This window comes from Pseudoalteromonas carrageenovora IAM 12662, assembly GCF_900239935.1.
Classification (GTDB): Bacteria; Pseudomonadota; Gammaproteobacteria; order Enterobacterales; family Alteromonadaceae; genus Pseudoalteromonas; species Pseudoalteromonas carrageenovora.
In genome coordinates this window covers 1,909,030-1,928,816 of sequence record NZ_LT965928.1, presented here as the reverse complement: position 1 = coordinate 1,928,816, position 19,787 = coordinate 1,909,030, and the positions used below count along the sequence as shown (strand labels likewise).

General features: G+C 38.5%; 15 protein-coding genes. 6 read left to right on the top strand and 9 right to left on the bottom strand.

Going from position 1 to position 19,787, the window contains the following annotated elements:
• Positions 1 to 44: 44 nt before the first annotated feature.
• Together ALFOR1_RS08735 and ALFOR1_RS08730 are read right to left on the bottom strand one after the other, a co-directional pair.
• Positions 45 to 1,214, bottom strand: coding sequence for a putative manganese transporter (locus ALFOR1_RS08735; protein WP_104642721.1), 1,170 nt, complete (start codon positions 1,212 to 1,214; stop codon positions 45 to 47).
• Between the two features lie 121 nt (positions 1,215 to 1,335).
• Positions 1,336 to 2,961, bottom strand: coding sequence for a M28 family metallopeptidase (locus ALFOR1_RS08730; RefSeq protein WP_104642720.1), 1,626 nt, complete (start codon positions 2,959 to 2,961; stop codon positions 1,336 to 1,338).
• A 113-nt stretch (positions 2,962 to 3,074) separates the two neighbouring features.
• Here ALFOR1_RS08730 and ALFOR1_RS08725 point away from each other — a divergent pair, with 113 nt between their 5' ends.
• From ALFOR1_RS08725 to ALFOR1_RS08710, 4 genes are all read left to right on the top strand, one after another.
• Positions 3,075 to 3,887, top strand: coding sequence for a DUF3025 domain-containing protein (locus tag ALFOR1_RS08725; RefSeq protein WP_104642719.1), 813 nt, complete (start codon positions 3,075 to 3,077; stop codon positions 3,885 to 3,887).
• A complete protein-coding gene (locus ALFOR1_RS08720) occupies positions 3,884 to 4,672 on the top strand; it encodes an ABC transporter ATP-binding protein (protein WP_058550113.1) in 789 nt (262 codons plus the stop codon). The genes ALFOR1_RS08725 and ALFOR1_RS08720 overlap by 4 nt, the downstream gene beginning before the upstream one ends.
• The gene (locus ALFOR1_RS08715) at positions 4,665 to 5,873 is read left to right on the top strand and encodes an ABC transporter permease (RefSeq protein ID WP_104642718.1); all 1,209 of its coding nucleotides are present in this window, start codon (positions 4,665 to 4,667) and stop codon (positions 5,871 to 5,873) included. Before ALFOR1_RS08720 ends, ALFOR1_RS08715 begins: the two co-directional genes overlap by 8 nt.
• A gap of 268 nt (positions 5,874 to 6,141) precedes the next feature.
• The gene (locus ALFOR1_RS08710; protein ID WP_058550111.1) at positions 6,142 to 9,201 is read left to right on the top strand and encodes an ATP-binding protein; all 3,060 of its coding nucleotides are present in this window, start codon (positions 6,142 to 6,144) and stop codon (positions 9,199 to 9,201) included.
• Positions 9,202 to 9,239: 38 nt separating this feature from the next.
• Here the strand turns inward: ALFOR1_RS08710 and ALFOR1_RS08705 are convergent, their stop codons facing one another.
• The 6 genes from ALFOR1_RS08705 to ALFOR1_RS08680 all read right to left on the bottom strand — a co-directional run bounded on the left by ALFOR1_RS08705 (position 9,240) and on the right by ALFOR1_RS08680 (position 16,242).
• A complete protein-coding gene (locus tag ALFOR1_RS08705) occupies positions 9,240 to 10,073 on the bottom strand; it encodes a UDP-2,3-diacylglucosamine diphosphatase (RefSeq protein WP_058550110.1) in 834 nt (277 codons plus the stop codon).
• Between the two features lie 159 nt (positions 10,074 to 10,232).
• Positions 10,233 to 11,957 carry a proline--tRNA ligase gene (locus ALFOR1_RS08700; RefSeq protein ID WP_104642717.1) on the bottom strand — a complete coding sequence of 575 codons (1,725 nt, stop codon included), beginning with the start codon at positions 11,955 to 11,957 and terminating at the stop codon, positions 10,233 to 10,235.
• A gap of 88 nt (positions 11,958 to 12,045) precedes the next feature.
• Complete coding sequence (gene tsaA / locus ALFOR1_RS08695) at positions 12,046 to 12,750, bottom strand: tRNA (N6-threonylcarbamoyladenosine(37)-N6)-methyltransferase TrmO (protein WP_058550108.1); 705 nt, start codon at positions 12,748 to 12,750, stop codon at positions 12,046 to 12,048.
• Between the two features lie 415 nt (positions 12,751 to 13,165).
• The gene (locus ALFOR1_RS08690; RefSeq protein WP_058550107.1) at positions 13,166 to 13,735 is read right to left on the bottom strand and encodes an outer membrane beta-barrel protein; all 570 of its coding nucleotides are present in this window, start codon (positions 13,733 to 13,735) and stop codon (positions 13,166 to 13,168) included.
• Positions 13,736 to 13,997: 262 nt separating this feature from the next.
• A complete protein-coding gene (locus tag ALFOR1_RS08685; protein WP_058550106.1) occupies positions 13,998 to 14,462 on the bottom strand; it encodes an acyl-CoA thioesterase in 465 nt (154 codons plus the stop codon).
• A 133-nt stretch (positions 14,463 to 14,595) separates the two neighbouring features.
• Positions 14,596 to 16,242, bottom strand: coding sequence for an electron transfer flavoprotein-ubiquinone oxidoreductase (locus tag ALFOR1_RS08680; protein WP_104642716.1), 1,647 nt, complete (start codon positions 16,240 to 16,242; stop codon positions 14,596 to 14,598).
• A gap of 206 nt (positions 16,243 to 16,448) precedes the next feature.
• On the opposite strand from ALFOR1_RS08680, the gene ALFOR1_RS08675 reads away from it, so the two are divergent.
• Entirely contained in the window at positions 16,449 to 17,198 is a 750-nt protein-coding gene (locus tag ALFOR1_RS08675) for an electron transfer flavoprotein subunit beta/FixA family protein (RefSeq protein WP_104642715.1), read from the top strand.
• Positions 17,199 to 18,125: an electron transfer flavoprotein subunit alpha/FixB family protein gene (locus ALFOR1_RS08670; protein WP_104642714.1), complete on the top strand. Its 927-nt coding sequence runs from the start codon at positions 17,199 to 17,201 to the stop codon at positions 18,123 to 18,125.
• Positions 18,126 to 18,270: 145 nt separating this feature from the next.
• Here the strand turns inward: ALFOR1_RS08670 and asnS are convergent, their stop codons facing one another.
• Complete coding sequence (gene asnS, locus ALFOR1_RS08665) at positions 18,271 to 19,668, bottom strand: asparagine--tRNA ligase (protein WP_058550102.1); 1,398 nt, start codon at positions 19,666 to 19,668, stop codon at positions 18,271 to 18,273.
• Positions 19,669 to 19,787 lie beyond the last annotated feature (119 nt).

Sequence of the window (19,787 nt, the reverse complement as noted above, 5' to 3'; positions counted from 1 at the left end):
ATAAAAAGCTCAGCAATTGCTGAGCTTTTTTGTGTTTGGCAATTTTAGCTTAAAAAGTAAAGGCCATAGCCAACAGCTAATGCAGGGATAGACGTATACAAAGTCGCAATTATAGCCGCTTTAGGTGCCATGGCAATTGCAGGGAATAATGCATCACCATCGTTAGATATAGCATTAGCAGTTAATGCGCTAAATGGAATGATCCCCTGAATATATAACGTTGTAACAATTATTTGCGGGCCACAACCCGGTAAAAAACCAATCACTACAGCGATAAGCGGCGCTAAATAAGCGTAATGTGCAAACCAGGTTTTTAAATCAAGCCCTGCAATATTTACTAAAATTTCAAACAACATAAACGATGCCACAACCCATGCAGTAACAAAGTGTGTGTCTTGAAGTACTTTAATAATTTTAGAAGGTGGATTACATTCATCGTCTTCAGAGGTTACTTCTTTATAGCTTTCGCCTTTAGAAGAGTACGCCCATATAGTTACAGTAAATAACGCCATTGCAGCACCAAAAATACTAATACTTGTGCCTGTGTATTTTCCAAATTGATCAAAGTCGACATTAAATGCAATTAAAAAAGCAATAATGAGGCTTGGAATAATAGCGAACATCCAAACGGGTTTGCTTATTTTAATTATTCGAGTAGGCAATACTTTTACTTGGTGTTTTTGTTCTTGCTTAATTGGGCGTAAAAAGTCTTTTGCATGAAGGGCATTTACTATAACACCACAAAGCGTACCGACAACTAAACCAATCGCCATTATCATCAAACCTTCAGTAGGGCGAGTGGCAAGGAGTAAAAATGCAGCATCGCCCATTGTGGCAGTAAGCACGGCGACTATAGCCCCAAAACTTGCTTGGCCTTTTGTAAATTGGGTAACTACTATTATTGCACCACCACATCCAGGAAGGGCACCTAATACGGCCGCAAAAAATATTTCTAATACCGGCGATTTAGCACTTAAATAACTAAGCTCTAACTGAGGTAAGTGCTCTATAGCGTAGTAATAAATTAATAATGTAGCAGCTACAAATACGCTAACTTGAAAAAAAGCATCGCTTAGTGCTGTTATTGTAATTTCACGAAGTGATGGCACAGCTAAGCATACCAACAAAAACAGTGGTAATAATAAACGTTTATTTTGACTAACAAAGCGTTTAGAAGCGGGCGTAATAAATCCTATTTGAGAGAGTAAAATCATACAGTGTTACCAATTAAATAAACGTGGTAACACTGTATATTTTAATTAAATGATAATCAATATCATTTGCGTCTATTTAAATCGATTACTCACTTTGAGTTTTTCGATGTTAAAACCTATGTTATTTACGTTGAAACTCTGAGTTTGCATTCCAAGTAGGCCATTGCTCTTGCTCAGATATATTAAAACCTACTTTATAAAATAATTGTAAGTCTTGAACAGCGCCTGATAAATCCCACTCATCGCGGTACCTATCACAAGGCTGATGATAACAACCACGAAGCACTAAACTCATACGTTTACGATAATTTGCTGTATCTTCATCGGCTGCTACTGTACCACCGCCTGCATACATTGCAGGAATACCCATATTTGCAAATGCAAAGTGATCAGAGCGGTAATAGCCACCCGATGATGGTTTTGGATCACCAGATATTGTTCTACCTTGCTCTTTTGCTGCGGTAGTCAAAAATTCGTCCATTTGCGATTTACCAATACCCACTACATTCATATCTTTAACTTTACCTAGTAGGTTTAAGCTATCCATATTTATGTTAGCAACGGTTTTATTCGCTGCAATAACAGGGTTTGCTGCGTAATATTTAGAACCAAGTAAACCTTGTTCTTCTGCAGTAACGGCTAAAAAGGTCATTGAGCGGCTAGGGTGTTTAGGTAATTGAGTAAATGCTTCGGCTACTTCAATAAGACCAGCTGTCCCCGTTGCGTTGTCGTGTGCACCATTATAAATTTGATCGCCTTTACGGGTCTTATCTGTACCTAAGTGATCCCAATGTGCAGAGTAAATAACATGTTCTTCGGGTTTTTCACTACCAGGTAGGGTTGCAATAAAGTTGTACGACACCGATTTTTTAATTGTATTTTTAACACTTACTGATGCGGTTAAATCGCCCATATCAACGTTATAAGCACCTTTTGCTGCATTTGCTTTTACAGTCTCAAAATCAAGGCCAGCTTTAGTAAAAAGCTCTTTTGCTACATCACTAGTTACCCAACCTTCAACGGCAACACGGTCCATGTTGTTATTTTCTTTTTGAAACCCAAATTGCTCACCACTCCAAGAGTTTTCTACAACCGACCACGGGTAAGATGCAGGTGCTGTTTCATGAATAATAATGGCTCCAGCTGCACCTTGACGGCTTGCTTCTTCGTACTTGTAAGTCCAGCGTCCGTAGTAGGTCATTGCATCGCCTGTAAATAACGCAGGATCTTTTGTAGCAAAACCCGGATCGTTAACAAGCATAACCACTGTTTTGCCTTTAACGTCTAGCCCTTCGTAATCATTCCAGTTGTACTCTGGCGCATTTACACCGTAGCCAACAAATACAAGTTCAGAATTCTCAATGCCTTCTTGTGCACTAATACGGCTACTACCCATAACCATATCTTTTTTATATTGGTAATCTTTCCCACCAATACTTAATACCATGTTTGCATCAGCCTCAAGCGACACAAGAGGAACTTCTTGTAAGTAGCTGTCGCCATTGCCTGGCTCTAAACCTAGGGCTTTAAATTGCGATGTTAAATAATCAAGCGTTAGCTTTTCGCCAGGCGATGAAGGGGCGCGTCCGCCAAATTCATCAGATGCGAGTACTTTTACATGTTTAGCCAGTTCATTAGCTTTAATGCTGTTATAGCCTTTAGTTACATCGGTAGATGTAATACTTGTTGTTGCACAGCCTGCTAAAACAGCACCTGCAAGTAATGTGAGAGAAAAATAACGTTTCATGTCAGCTCTTTTCTTGTTTTAAGATTTAATAAGTATATTAAGTTCTATTAAGTAGAACCAGTTTTTGCGGTAAACTTCCCGTAAATTAAAGGTATAAATTGTTAAAGGTACAAATGAAACGCTTTACTCCTCCAGAGCAATGGCAAGTGAGTAGTTTACAAACAGGCGCATTTTCGCACTTACGTGAGCTATTTAAAGTAGACGAACTAACTAATTGGCCTGCACCTCAGTGGTTTTCTCCTTTTTTAAAAGCGATTAATGCTAATAATATTGCTATTAGTTTTGAAGACGACGCAAAAGTAGATTTTGGCGATAGGTATTACGAGCAGGTTATCTTTGAAACGGGTGTAGTGCCAACTCGTGCAGAAAATTGGCATGACTTATTTGGTGGTTTTATTTGGTGTTTATTCCCAAAAACTAAGGCACTGATCAACCAACGTCACGTGCAAGATATAGCGCAATATGGGCTACAAAAACGAACCAAACACAGAAATGCACTCACTTTATTTGATGAATGCGGCGTTGTATTAGCCATTAGCGACACAAAGTGGATTGAGCTACTTCGCGAGCACCAATGGAAGGCAGCTTTTGTTGATAATAAAAACGAGTGGGGTAAAACAATAAAGCCGTTCATGTTTGGTCATGCAAATTACGAAATGCTTACCAAGCCTTATATAGGATTAACGGGTAAAGCGTTGTTTGTAAGTATGCCCGATGAAATATTTTGTAAAGATTTAGTTACTCAATATCAGTACCTAGACCAAGCCCTTTATGAGATGATTAATACTGACAACTGTTTAGCTGATAACAAACAGCTTTCACCTTTGCCTTTATTAGGTGTGCCAGGTTGGCATGATGAAAATCAAGACGCGTCATTTTACGACAATACAGACTATTTTAGAGCGAAACGAAGGATACGAACATGATAGAAATCGCTGGGCTTAAAAAGAAATTTAAGTTAACCAAAGATCATAAAAAAAACAAAGTCGACGATATCGACCCACGTGAAGACAAAGACTATTTTCACTCTGTTCGTAATGTAAGCTTTAGTTGTGCTAAAGGTGAAGTGCTTGGTTTATTAGGTCCAAATGGTGCGGGTAAAACAACAACACTACGCATGTTATCAACCGCACTGAAACCAGATGAAGGCTCTATTACTATAGCGGGAAACGACATAGTAAAAAAACCATTGCTAGGGCGCAAATCAATCGGCTTTTTATCAGGATCTACAGGGTTGTACGGCCGCTTAACCGTAAAAGAAAACATAGAGTACTTTGCAAAACTCCATGGGATGAGTAAAAAAGACATAGCATCGCGTTGTGAAGAGCTGTTTACCATGCTCGATATGCACAAATTTATTGATAAACGCGCAGAAAACCTCTCAACAGGTATGAAGCAAAAAGCAAATATAGCTCGTGCGGTAGTTCATCATCCCGATGTGGTAGTGCTTGATGAACCAACAACTGGCCTTGATATAATGACTACACAAACGGTTATAAATTTTATTAAAGGCTTAAAAGAGCAGGGCACACCTGTTATTTTCTCAACTCACCATTTAGATGAAGTTGCACTTTTATGTGACCGAGTAGCGGTTATAAATGAAGGCGTTAGTTGTTTTGATGGCACAGTAGATGAATTTAAAAAAGCAGGTAATAGTGAAGAGCTTAATCAAGCATTTATAAATATATTAACGGAGAAACAAGATGTTTGAAGTATTTAAAAAGGAATTAAAAGAACTCCTTCGTGACAAAAAAACCTTATTGTTTGTTGTAGCGTTGCCCGTTGTTATATTTCCACTACTATTTGCAGTAATGGCATTTATAAGCTCACAAGCTGCGCTTGATGCTGATCAAAAAGTAAATACATACGTAATTATTAATGGTGAGTATGCACAAGAATTTACAGATAAAGTGTTTTACCACAAAAGTTTTGAGTTATATAAAGGCAGCAAAACATTTAATACTATTGAAGAGCTTAAAGCGGGTGTTACTGCTGGTGATATCGATATGGGTATCTATTTACCCAGTGATGCCAAACAAACGTTAAATGACGAAAAGCAAAGTAAATGGCAAGTGGTATTTAACGATTCAAAATCTATTAACTTTTTGTTTGAACGTGTAAAAGAGCTGGCTAAGGAATGCAGCGACAATTTACAAAAAGAACAATTAATTAGCTTTGGTATTGATATGTCAGCCCACGCAGCGCTGTTAAATCCAGTTGATGTAATAAAAGTTGATACCGCAGATAAGCGTGAAAACTTAGGCGAGAAAATGGGTGGCTTTTTACCTTACTTACTTATCCCTCTTGTATTAATGGGGGCGACTTATCCAGCTATAGATCTAGGCGCTGGTGAAAAAGAGCGTGGCACACTAGAAACTCTTCTGCTTACCCCTATTACTCGTACTGAGTTAGTACTTGGTAAATTTTTAACGCTGTTAACGACTTCTATAGCGTCCACAACAATAACAGTACTCAGTATGGGCTGTTGGGTTGCGTTAGCATTAGCGTTTGCTGATTTAGATGTGATTAAAACGGCTTTTAGTTCTTTAGCAGTAACCGATTTACTAATGATATTTGTATTGCTGCTACCTTTGGCTGCAATTTTTTCATCATTAGCATTAGCTATATCTATCTATGCACGTACGTTTAAAGAAGCTCAAAATTATATGGCTCCGCTAAGTATGGGTGTATTCTTTCCTATTATAATTTCAATATTACCTAATATGGAGCTAACCGCTAAAACTGCGTTTATTCCTGTTACTAATGTTGCTTTAGCAATTAAAGATATAATTAAAGGCACCGTTGATTACACTTTTGTAGGCTTAATATTTTTGGCTACGGCGTTGATAGCCGGTGCGCTGCTAGCATTTTGTGTAAAATGGTTTAATAGAGAAGACGTTCTTTTTAGATAGAAAGCCAATATTATAAAATGTAAATGAGGTAGCCAAGGCTACCTCATTTTTTAATTAGTCACTAAAATTAACGCATGTATTCAAGCGCTAACCAACCCAAATATTCACTTAAAATTCATACTCTTTGTGCTCTAAAAATTAAACTCATCCTTTAGTACTTTAATAGGTAAAAACATTAAAATTAATAACAATAACTAATTAGTTTTGGGGTCCTTTTTAACTTTTAATACACTATACTGTAGCGAGTAGAATCTGGTGGCGAAGGTAAATGTTAAAAAGGAATGTTTTTTTGAATGTTGCAAAAAGTAATAAATTAATTGTGGTTGCAGCAGGGTTGTTTTTGCTGATTGCGTTACCTGCTTTGTATATATTTGAAAAAAACGTTAGAAGTGATATTTACCATACAGCGCAAACTGAACTTAAGCGCGAGCTTGAACTTAAAAGCCTCTCTTTAAAAAAGCATCTACAAGATAGCGTTAATGCAATTAGGTTTTTAGATGCAACACCTCCTATTCAAGGCATTTCGCGTGCTTCTGAAAATAAATATATCGATCCATTATTGGGCACGCCTATTGATGTTTGGCAAACTCGTTTAGCCAGTATTTTTAGCGGCTTTATGCGGACTGATGAAAGCATACTGCAGGCTCGTTATATTATGCTCGCGGATGGCGGGCAAGAAATAGTAAGGGTGGACCGTAATCAATTAGGTGAAATTATAAGGTTACAGGGCTCGCAGTTACAAAAAAAAGGCGAGCGTGAATATATAATTAAAACAAGCATGTTGGATGACAAAAGCGTTTACATTTCACCAATTAATTACAACCGCGAAAATGGGCAAATTCAAAAGCCTTATGTAAGTACTTTTCGAGTTGCTAAACCAGTATTTGACGAACAAAAACAAGTATTTGCTATTTTAGTAACAAACTATTTTGCCGAAAACTTAATAAAAAGTTTAACGGTTGAATCCCCACAAGGGACACAAATTTACTTGATGAATAACGAGGGTGAATTTTTGTATCATCCAAATCCCGATTTAAGATTTGGTTTTGAGTTTAATAAAGCAAAAACATGGGATGAAGAATTTACAGCCTCAGGTACCATGGATGCAGATGGCACACTGCCTTTTAACGAGTACCCTGCATTTTACACTTTAAAAAAACGCATCACATTTAGCGGCAATATAGCTATGCTTCCGCTAGAACTGGCTGTGAGTGTTAATACTGAGCACCTACTAGCTAAAGTGAGTAAAAGACGAGATAACTTTATAACTATGCTGGTGGTATTTTTTAGCATATTTTTAGTAATCACCATTTTATACCAGCGCTTTATTAACCGAAAATTACTTATTCACTCTTTAAAAGAGCAAAATAATAAAGTGATTGAAAATTCGCTCGATGCCATTTTTACAATCGAGCAGACTGGCGTAATTGTTAATTTTAATAATACAGCGCGCGATGTTTTTGGTACTAATTTAAAAGGGGAGAACGTTAGTTTTACGTCACTCTTTGAGTTAAGCGATACAGATAAAAATTGCATACAAGATACAATTACCGACGGCGTTAAAATGCCTTTTGAAGCAACCTACACCGATGGGTTTGGTAGTAAACAATTTTACTCTATTACCCTTAGTAGTATTTTTGATGTATTTAATAATCGTTACCAAGTGGCGGCCATTTTAAGAAATATAAGTTCGTTAAAAAATATTCAATCTGAGCTTGAAGGTTTAAATAATACCCTAGAGTTAAAGGTATCACAGCGCACAGTAGAGCTTGAGCGAGCAATTGATCAGGCGCTTGCTGCAAGCCAAGCTAAAAGCGATTTTGTTGCTAATATATCGCACGAAATACGCACTCCGATGAACGGCGTACTAGGCATGTTAGAAATGCTTAAAGAAGATAGTCTTACCGACCAGCAACATCATTACTTAAAACTAGCTAATAGTAGTGCTAATTCTTTAATGAATTTAATAAATGATATTTTAGATTTTTCTAAAATAGAAGCCGGTAAGCTGGATATAGATAATCACACATTTGATGTGGTCACGGTTTGTAGTGACATGATCACATCGCTTGCGCTGCAAGGGCAACGTAAAGGTCTTGAAGTATTTTTAGATACTAAAAATGTGGTTGATAGAATGGTTATTGGTGATAGCCATCGCCTAAAGCAAATTTTGATAAACTTAGTAAATAACGCGTTTAAATTTACGCATAAAGGGGAGGTAAGTTTAACCTTATCGTCTAAGTATATTACTGATTCAAAGCTGCTAATGAGTTTTACAATTAAAGATACTGGTATAGGTATTGCGCCAGAAAATCTCAATAAGTTATTTGAAGTATTTACCCAAGAAGACTCTAGTACCACGAGGCATTTTGGTGGAACCGGCTTAGGTTTATCTATTTGTAAAAAATTAGCACAGTTAATGGGCGGCAATATTACTGTCACGAGTGAGAAAGGTGCGGGGAGTACATTTACAGCTACAGTAGAACTTCATGTAGCCGCCCAGAAAAAATTAAACACAGGCATTGAGCTTTCAACAAGTATTAATGTAGCTGCGTTAATTGCGCGCGATAACGTGTTTAATAACGTTACTGACCTATTATTACAAACCTGTAAGGTTGATGAAGATAAAATAATAAGGCTCGATTACTTTAGCGAGCATGAAGCCTTTGACGCTGATTTATTAATTATTGATGATGAACACCCACAAGTAGATGCATTAATAAACTTTTGTAAGCAACACGATAAACGCTATGTACTGATTTTGCGTGATATGGTCATGAATAAGCAATCTAAAAAGGTATTCCCAGAGCATAGCCATATTCTTAATAAGCCGCTTACTCAAGATCAATTTACCTATAAATTGGCAAGTTTATTTGGTGCCAGTAAAGAGTTTGTTTTAACCCCACCTAAAACTCTCGAGGAAGAATTATCTGAGCCTGATTTATCGGCTTATCATGTACTGCTTGTTGATGACAACATGATAAACATTGAAGTGGCCAAAGCCATTTTAAAGCGTACTAAAATTAATATTACATGTGCATCTGACGGCCTTGAAGCCATTGACGCGCTTAAATTTAATGAAGGCCAACACATAGATTTAGTATTAATGGACTGTCAAATGCCTAACTTAAATGGCTACGATGCAACAAGTGAAATACGTAACGCTAAAGCCGGCATTAATTACATTCATGTGCCAATAATAGCGATGACAGCAAGTGCTATGGAAGGTGATAGAGAGCGCTGTATTGCAGCAGGTATGAACGACTATATTACCAAGCCTATAAAACCAAAAACACTAAAAGAGAGGTTAATAACCTGGTTGAATTAGTATTTTCGATAGGCAATTTATTTTTAATAAGTCATCGGTTAAGCCGCTGACTTATTCGGTTTAACTGCTGTAGGTGTAACTATGCTCGTTACATCTGCACTCTCTAATACTTTTTGCGTGTCTGACCAATGCAGCAACTCTATTTTACCGTTTTGCTGCTCTACTAGGGCTGTACAGCTTTCTATCCAATCGCCATCGTTGCAATACACTATGTCATCTTCAACCTTAATTTTAGGGTGATGGATATGACCACAAATAATACCATCCACCTTTTGCTTTTTAGCTTCGTGAATAGCCGCATCTTCAAAGGCTGCAATTGCCTCGCGGGCTTTATGTACACGCGCTTTTATATAGGCTGCGAGTGAATAGTAATTACCACCAAATACTTTACGAATTCGATTAGTCCAGCGATTTAAAAATAATAAAAAGTCATAGCCTGCATCTCCAGCAATACTAATGAGTTTGTTATAGCGGGTAGCAATATCAAAATCATCACCATGAACCAGTAAAAAACGCTTATTTGCTTTAGTGGTATGAATATATTGCTGATGGACTTCTACACCAAAAATTGTTTGGTCCACATAGTGTCTAAACGTTTCGTCGTGGTTACCAGGGATGTAAATTACACGCGTTCCATCCAGTGCTTTTTGTTGTATACAGTTAAGTACTTGGTAGTGGGAAGGATGCCAATAAAACTGGCGTTTCATCGACCATAAATCAACAATATCACCGACTAAATAAAGCGTATCGCATTCAATTGAGTTTAAAAAATCTAGCAGGTATTCTGCTTTACAATCTTTAAAACCTAGGTGTACGTCGGAGATCCATACCGCAGGATAGTGCTGCTTGTTTGCGTTTAATTGCTCTGTCATGTCCTTTCCCCATAGTGGAATAATTATCCACTTTAGATAAGGCGCGTGACATTTATAAGACACTTTGGCTAAGCCTACATGACATTACACGCAAAAAATTAAAATAAAAAAGCCGCTAATTAAAGCGGCTATCTGTTTATAGGCTCGTTAAACTATTAATTAACCTTTTACGGTAACCTTAATAACTTCAACTGCTGTGTCTATATCAACCATAAGTTTTTCGCCGGTATGACGGTTTTTAAGCTCGACTTTATTTTCGTCAAGGTTACGCTCGCCAATAACCAGTGTATAAGGCACACCAATTAACTCCATGTCATTAAACATAACACCAGGGCGCTCTTTACGATCGTCAAATAACACGTCTAAACCTGCATCTTTTAAACCTTGGTAAAGATTATTAGCAATATCAGGGATACGATGTGACTTATGCATATTCATTGGTACGATTGCTAAATCAAATGGTGCAATAGGTTGCGGCCATTTAATACCGTAATCATCATTGTTTTGCTCAATAGCAGCAGCAACAATTCGAGATACACCAATACCGTAACAACCCATAGTCATTACTTGGTTTTTACCACCTTCGTTTAACACGCCGGCTTTCATCGCTTCTGAGTATTTAGTCCCTAGCTGGAAAATATGGCCTACTTCAATACCACGTTTGATTTGAAGGTTACCTTGACCACATGGGCTTGCATCACCTTCAACAATATTACGGATATCTGCAACTTCGTAGTTAGTTACATCACGATCCCAGTTAATACCGCTAAAGTGTTCGTCATCTTTATTAGCGCCGGCTACAAAATCAGCCATTACATTTGCTGTTCTATCAACAATAATAGGCATTGATAAACCAACAGGGCCTAATGAGCCTGGCTTTGCACCAATAGCGTCAACGATGTCTGCTTCTGTTGCCATTTCAAGAGGCGAGTCAACAAGTGGGTGCTTTTCAGCTTTTAGTTCATTTAAATCATGATCGCCACGAAGTACAAGTGCTACTAAACCACGTACTTCGTTTTCATCAGGCGTACCATAAACAATTAACGTTTTAACGCCACGATGAGGTTTTACACCGTAATGTTTTTTAAGCTCATTAATAGTTTTAGCATCTGGAGTAGGGAATGCTTTTAGCTCTTTGCTTGCTTCTGGGCGAGGAACAGTGGGAGCAAGTGCTTCTGCTTTTTCAATGTTAGCGGCATAATCGCTGCCATCACTAAATGCAATTGCATCTTCGCCTGACTCAGCAAGTACGTGAAACTCGTGAGAAACACTGCCACCAATTGAACCTGTATCCGCGATAACAGGACGGTAGTCAAGGCCTAAACGCTCAAAAATATTACAATATGCTTTGTGCATTGCTTGATAAGTTGCATCTAAACACTCTTCACTTAAGTGAAAAGAGTATGCATCTTTCATTGTAAATTCACGGGCACGCATAACACCAAAACGAGGGCGTCGCTCGTCGCGTACTTTAGTTTGTACTTGGTATAATGTTATAGGTAACTGCTTGTAGCTGCTTATTTCTTTGCGAACAAAATCAGTTATTACTTCTTCGTGCGTTGGACCAAGTGCAAATGTACGGTTGTGACGGTCTGTAAAACGCATAAGCTCAGGACCAAATTCATTCCAACGACCTGACTCTTCCCATAAATCTGCAGGTTGAATAACAGGCATTAGCATTTCTATCGCGCCTGCTTTGTCCATTTCTTCACGTACAATGTTTTCTACTTTACGAAGTACACGTAAACCAGAGGGTAACCAAGTGTATAAACCCGAAGCGACGCGACGGATCATACCGGCTCTAAGCATTAACTGATGCGATACAATTTCAGCATCAGATGGCGTTTCTTTAAGTGTTGCGAGTATATATTGACTGGTACGCATTATTTTTCCGAAATAGAGTAATATGTTCTTTTAATAGAGCTTAAGTTTACCAGCGGATGCTTTTACACTAAAGCGCTAAGTGAGTTATTTAGCTTTTTTCTATACTTGTTACTACGTTATGTTCGCCATTGACTTGCCAGCGAATATTATAATTATACAAAGTCATTCCATAGCTCTGCTCGCCATCTTTTTGTTTTTTATAGGCAGGGCGCGGATCTTGTTTTAAAACATTACTAATAAAGTTGTGCAAATCTGGGTATTGCGTTTGCTGCTCAATAAAAGAGGTAACTTCAGGCGTAAACTCCACACTCATTTGTGTTTCTGGGCGTGTATCTGCAAAGCCTGCACTGGCGTCATGCATCGCATCTGAATAGGGTAGGTAGGGTTTTATATCTATTATTGGCGTGCCATCGAGTAAATCAATGCCTGCAAGTAATAAACTAAGCTGTCCATTTTTATATTCAATCCCTTCTAGCTTTACAGCGCTCATACCTATAGCGTTAGGTCTAAATGTAGCGCGGGTAGCAAACACGCCTTTTCGCTCATTACCGCCTAATCGAGGAGGGCGTACCATTGCTGAGTAGCCCTTATCTGCGGTTTCATGAAACCTAAATAGAAGCCAAATATGAGTGAATTCATCAATACCACGTACAAACTCTTCACGATTAAAATCAGCAGTAAACACAAGTTTCGCTTTAGCCTCTGGTACTAATCGAGGTTGCCTAGGAATGGCAAATTTTTGTTTGTATGGAGATTGAATATGGCCTATTGCCGAAATGCTGTAATCGCTCATAGTACTCAGGTGAAAATAAAATAAAGCGCTATTCTACCTTTATTTAGTGGCTATGACATTAATGTAAGTAAGTTTATTGCGTATACCAATTTATTAAAAATATGATTATTCTACCGCATTAAATAGCGCACTTACTTCGTTAAAAATTATTCATAGTCGACTGCATGGATGCAGGAGGTAGAGCAATGCAGAGAGCAATTGCCGAGAACATCTATATATTATAATTTTTGCCTTGTTATTGCGCTATTTTCTTAGCGCTATAATAGAACACTTATTTAATGCAATTGGTATTATAGACCATACGGTTTAAAGTTATTTATTAGACTGAACAGTTTATATTGCTGTATTTAAAAAAAGAGTCTAAAACAAAAAAAGGTAAGCCTAAGCTTACCTCTTATATACACGTTAAATATTATTAAAACATGTACTGAACTGAAACAGATGCAACATCCATATCTGGGTCAATATCATCATCAAGTTTGTAACGCTCGTACTCTAAACGAAATTGAACATTTGTTGTAAGTGCGTATTCAATACCTGCACCATAAAATACATCACCGCCATCTTGAGAAGTTGAAATGCTGCCTACAGGTAGTTCTTGTTCGTAGTCTGCGTCCCATTCAAACCAACCACCTTTAGCGTATACAGAGAAGCTTTCGCTAATCGGTAAACCTAAACGTGCAGCTAGTGATACACCATCAATTTCAGCTTTACTGTCAATATCGCTTACTTCATCAAAGTTTTGATAAGCAAGTTCTAAGCTTAAATATTCGTTAAATTGTGTACCAATGTAACCTTTAAGCATTTGCGCATCGTCATCGAAGTCAGTGTCGTTGTCGCTATCTTCAAACTCAAAAGAATATTGTCCGTAACCAATACCGGTGTAAATACGAGGAGAATCGAAATCGGCAATATCAGCGTGTGCTGCAGAGTTAAAACCCATTGTTGCTAAAGCAAGTGCAGAAAGAGAAAGTGTTTTAATCATTGAATAGCTCCTTTAAAATAATATAAATGTTTGATTAAACTCATCAAACGACAATTACTTAGTTGCAGCGAGCGTGCCAAGTTTAAAAGAGCATAAAAAAACGCCATACCAAGTACTTAAGTATTAATAAATATGACGTTTAGGGTGTTTTGTAATCACATTGAACTTTTAGATGTTTTTGTTTTCTAAACCTAGTTGTATGTTTTACAAAACATTATGAGTTTTTTACATACCTATTGGGTACATACTTAATAAAGCTTATTTATACTTTATGAAGTAGGTTTTCAGTTTCTATCGCAATCTCTTTCATTTTTATAGCGTAGTTTTCTAATTTAATATCTTCTTCAGTAACGGCTTTAAATGATGGCACTTCTATTGGGTAACCGGTTTCGTCCATAGCAATAAAGCTAATAACACAGTGGTTTGTTTCAACCATATTTTGTGTTTTAGGATCGCCACAGCGAACTTGTATAAATATTTGCATGCTACTTCTGCCTGTATGGGCAATTTTAGCTTCTACTTCTACAATTTGGCCTACTAAAATAGGTCGTCTAAATTTAACACCAGCAACCGATACGGTTACACAATAATGGCCACTCCAACCAGCAGCACAGGCATATCCAGCTTGGTCAATCCACTTCATTACAGCTCCTCCGTGGACTTTACCACCAAAGTTTACATCGGTAGGCTCGGCTAAAAAACGAAAAACAACTTTTGACGACGGCATATTAAATACTCACTTTATTAAACTTATCTATGAGCATACCGTAAAAAAGGGGCCGAAGCCCCTGCAATTTAGGATAGGTTTATAATTTATATGTAAAAGATACGTTTTTAATGCACCTTTGTGCATAAAATAGTTACATATTAGGGTAGTTAGGGCCACCAGCGCCTTCTGGTGTAACCCAAGTAATATTTTGGCTCGGATCTTTAATATCGCAGGTTTTGCAGTGCACACAGTTTTGCGCATTGATCACAAACTGGTTTGCACCTTCAATTTCTTGCACTTCGTATACACCAGCTGGGCAGTAGCGCTGTGCGGGTTCATCAAATTTAACTAAGTTCACAGAAATAGGGATGGCTGCATCTTTTAATTTTAAATGACATGGCTGGGATTCTTCGTGGTTTGTGTTTGATAAAAATACACTGGAGAGTTTATCAAAGCTCAGCTTTGCATCTGGTTTGGGGTAGTTAATTTTTGCAGCCGCTTTAGTGTCAACAAGAGTAGCATGATCGGGTGTATTATCTTTAAAAGTAAACGGCAAACCGCCATTAAAAATGTTTTGATCAAGCGTATTATAAGCACCGCCTACAAATTTGCCGAGTTTGTGCATTGCTGGGCCGAAGTTGCGTGATTGATATAGCTCTTTATATGCCCACGAATTTTCAAATACCGTTTTAAACTCGGTTAAATCAGTATTGGCCATATTATTTTGTAGTGCATCAAAAATGACTTGTGCAGCTACCATTCCCGATTTCATAGCGGTATGGTTGCCCTTAATTTTAGCAAAATTGAGTGTGCCTGCATTACATCCTACTAATAAGCCACCCGCAAAGTTCATTTTAGGTAGCGAATGTAAGCCACCTTTTGCAATTGCACGTGCGCCATAAGCAATACGATCACCGCCTTCGAGTACATTTTTAAATACAGGGTGATGTTTCATTCGTTGAAACTCATCAAACGGGCTTAAATGCGGGTTTGAATAATTTAGGTCAACTATTAGGCCAACCACAACTTGGTTATTTTCACTGTGATACATAAATGCACCACCGTTGGTGTCGCCAGCAAGTGGCCAACCTGTGCCATGAATAACTTTACCAAGCTCATGTTTGCTTTCATCAATTTGCCAAATTTCTTTAAAGCCCAAACCGTAATGCTGAGGAGATGCATCGGCATCCAGTGCAAACTGGTTTATAAGCTGTTTACCTAAATGGCCTCGACAGCCTTCAGCAAAAATAGTGTATTTAGCACGCAGTTCCATACCTGGCATGTAACCGTCTTTCTCGTTACCGTCTTTATCGACTCCCATATCGCCAGTAATAATGCCTTTAACGGCTTCATCTTCAATAATTAACGAATGCGCGCTAAAGCCTGGGAATATTTCAACGCCTAAACCTTCAGCCTGCTCTGCAAGCCATCGACATACATTACCCATAGAAACAATGTAGTTACCATCATTATGAAATGTTTTAGGTGTAGCGAAGTGGGGGATTGATGTCGCTTTTTGCTCGTTATTAAACCAGTAGATTTCATCGTTAGTTACTTTAGTTGAAACAGGCGCACCCAATTCTTGCCAATTTGGCAGTAGCTCATCAAGTGCTTTTGTTTCAAATACGGCTCCTGAGAGTACATGTGCACCCACTTCAGAGCCTTTTTCTACTACGCAAATCATGCACTCTTGTTGTTTTTCTTGTGCTAATTGCGCGAGTTTAATTGCACTAGCTAGACCAGCTGGGCCTGCTCCTACAATTACTACATCAAATTCCATGGTTTCACGTTCGACCATAATAACCTCTCAATCAATGACGGGCTTAGCTAAATTAGATAAGCAATGCAGCCTTTTTAATACTTGCACATTAAACGTTACAGGCTGTGAATAGTTTAAGGTTATTTTAGGTTGACGTTTACGTCAACAGGAAGTAGTCTGATTTCATAAAATAAATAGGTTGACGTGCGCGTTACCTTGTAGGTTTAAATAATTATGGAGTTCCTATGAAAGTTCTCGTACCAATAAAAAGAGTTATCGACTACAACGTAAAAGCTCGCGTTAAAAGCGATAATAGCGATGTTGATTTAGCTAACGTAAAAATGGCAATCAACCCATTTTGCGAAATTGCAATTGAAGAAGCTATACGCTTAAAAGAAGCGGGCACAGCAACAGAAGTAATTGCCATAACTATTGGCGCTAAAGCCTCACAAGAGCAGTTACGTACCGCACTTGCATTAGGTGCCGACAAAGCAATTCACATCGAAACCGATGAAAAATTAGAGTCACTTCATATTGCTAAGCTCCTTGCAAAAATTGTTGAACAAGAAGCACCCGAGCTGGTTATTTTAGGTAAACAGTCTATCGATTCCGATAATAACCAAACGGGGCAAATGCTTGCTGCCTTAACAAATCGTGGGCAAGGTACGTTTGCATCAAAAGTTGTTATTGAAAATAACAAAGTAAACGTAACGCGTGAAGTTGATGGCGGCCTGCAAACGGTAGCACTTAGCTTACCAGCTATTGTTACTACTGACTTACGCTTAAATGAGCCTCGCTATGCATCACTGCCAAATATAATGAAAGCAAAACGTAAGCCGCTTGAAGTTATTGCAGCTGACTCGTTAGGCGTTGATTTAGCGCCGCGCATACAACTTGTAAGCGTAGAAGAGCCAGCTAAACGCAGCGGTGGCATTATTGTAGAAGATGTAGCACAGCTTGTAGAAAAACTTAAAACAGAGGCAAAGGTGATTTAAATGAAAACACTTGTAATTGCAGAGCACGATAACGGTGCCTTAAAACCAGAAACCTCAAAAACAATTAATGCCGCTGTTAAATTAGGCTTAGAGGTAGATGTACTTGTTGCAGGTTTAAATATAAGCACTATGAGCGAAAAGCTAGCGAGTATTGCGGGTGTTAATGCGGTACTTACAGCAGACAACGCTGTTTATGAGCATCAACTAGCTGAAAGCATGACAGACTTGGTATTGAGCCTTGCTGATAACTACAGTCATATTGTGGCAAGCGCCACTACCACGGGCAAAAACTTTATGCCACGCGTTGCAGCGCTTTTAGATGTGGCTCAAATTTCAGAAATAATTGATGTAATAGATGCCGATACGTTTAAACGCCCAATTTATGCAGGTAACGCTATTGCGACAGTTAAATCACTTGATGCTAAAAAGGTTATTACCGTACGCGCAAGTAGCTTTGATTTACAAGGCGAGCAAGCCGCGGTAAGCATTAATACTTTAGATACGGTATCGGACTCACAGTTAAGTATGTTTGTAAGCGTTGAGCAAACTGAATCAGAGCGCCCAGAGCTTACTGCTGCAGAGGTGGTTATATCTGGCGGTCGTGGTATGCAAAATGGCGAAAATTTTGCGTTATTAAATGGCATTGCCGATAAACTAGGTGCCGCTATTGGTGCATCGCGCGCAGCCGTTGATGCAGGCTTTGTACCTAACGATATGCAAGTAGGGCAAACAGGTAAAATTGTGGCGCCTAACTTATATATTGCAGTAGGTATTAGCGGTGCTATTCAGCACTTAGCAGGTATGAAAGACTCAAAAGTGATTGTCGCAATTAACAAAGATCCTGATGCGCCAATATTCCAAGTAGCAGATTACGGCCTAGTAGCTGACTTATTTGAAGTGCTACCTCAGCTTGAAGGTGCTTTATAGCGCTTAATTAAGCAAAATATATTCTGGTTGAAAGCCGTGGTGCTCTTTGAGTGCTGCGGCTTTTTTATACGGTAAAATATAGTCACAAAAAAACCAGCCAATTGGCTGGTTTTTAATGTTTCTAAACAACTTATTAAATAAGGGTTTAGTAAGTTGCGCTGCCTTTAGTACGAGGGAAGGCAATAACATCACGTACGTTACCCATACCTGTTACGTATGCAACTAAACGTTCAAAGCCTAAACCAAAGCCAGAATGTGGCACGCTACCGTATTTACGTAAATCGCGGTACCAGCTGTAATCTTCTTTGTTTAAGCCCATTTCGTCTAAGCGAGCATCAAGTACGTCAAGGCGTTCTTCACGTTGCGAACCACCAATGATCTCACCAATGCCAGGTGCTACAACATCCATTGCTGCAACTGTTTTGCCGTCTTCGTTTTGGCGCATGTAAAACGCTTTAATATCACGCGGGTAGTTTTTAATAACTACAGGCGCTTTAAAGTGCTCTTCTGCTAAGTAACGCTCGTGCTCAGACTGTAAATCAACACCCCATTCAACAGCGTACTCAAACTTTTTGCCACATGTTTTAAGGATTTCAACAGCGTCAGTGTAATCAACTTGTGCAAAGTCTTTATCTACAAACTCTTCAAGGCGAGTGATTGCAGTTTTTTCTACACGTTGTGCAAAAAATTCCATGTCGTCACGGCGCTCTTCAAGTACGGCTTTAAATACATACTTAAGCATGTTTTCTGCAAGTTTTGCGATATCTTCTAAATCAGCAAATGCCACTTCAGGTTCAACCATCCAAAACTCAGCTAAGTGACGAGAAGTATTTGAATTCTCAGCACGGAAAGTTGGGCCAAATGTATAAATTTTTGACATTGCTGATGCGTAGGTTTCGCCGTTTAACTGGCCAGATACAGTCAGGAATGCTTCTTTACCAAAGAAATCTTCGCTGTAATCAACATCGCCTTTATCTGTACGCGGTAAGTTTTGCATATCAAGTGTAGATACACGGAACATTTCACCAGCGCCTTCACAGTCACTTGCTGTGATAATAGGTGTGCTGATCCAGTAAAAACCTTGTTCGTGATAAAAACGGTGAATAGCTTGTGCTAAACAGTTACGTACACGTGTTACCGCGCCAATCATGTTTGTACGTGGGCGAAGGTGAGCGTGCTCACGTAAGTACTCAATGCTGTGGCGTTTTGCCGACATTGGGTAAGAATCTGGGTTTTCTACCCAACCTAAAACTGTTACAGAATTAGCTTGAATTTCAAATGATTGACCTTGGCCAGCAGATTGAACTAAAACACCAGTAACCGATACAGAACAACCGGCTGTTAAGCTAGTAACTTCATCATAATTATTCAGTGAATTAGGAACTACCGCTTGAATAGGATCAAAACACGAACCGTCATGGACGGCTAAAAATGATATTCCTGCTTTTGAATCGCGGCGAGTACGGATCCAGCCTTTAATTGTAACTTGGCTGTCTACCGCAACGTTGCCTTTTAATAGCTCTGAAATCGCTAAATGGCTCATCTTCACTCCAATGATATAAGTTGCCTAACTTTATTTATTTAACTGTGCGCAGCACATTGGCATTAATTGCATAAACGTTGCTGCACTTGAACTCTGTATCTTACCTAGTTAACTCAAAT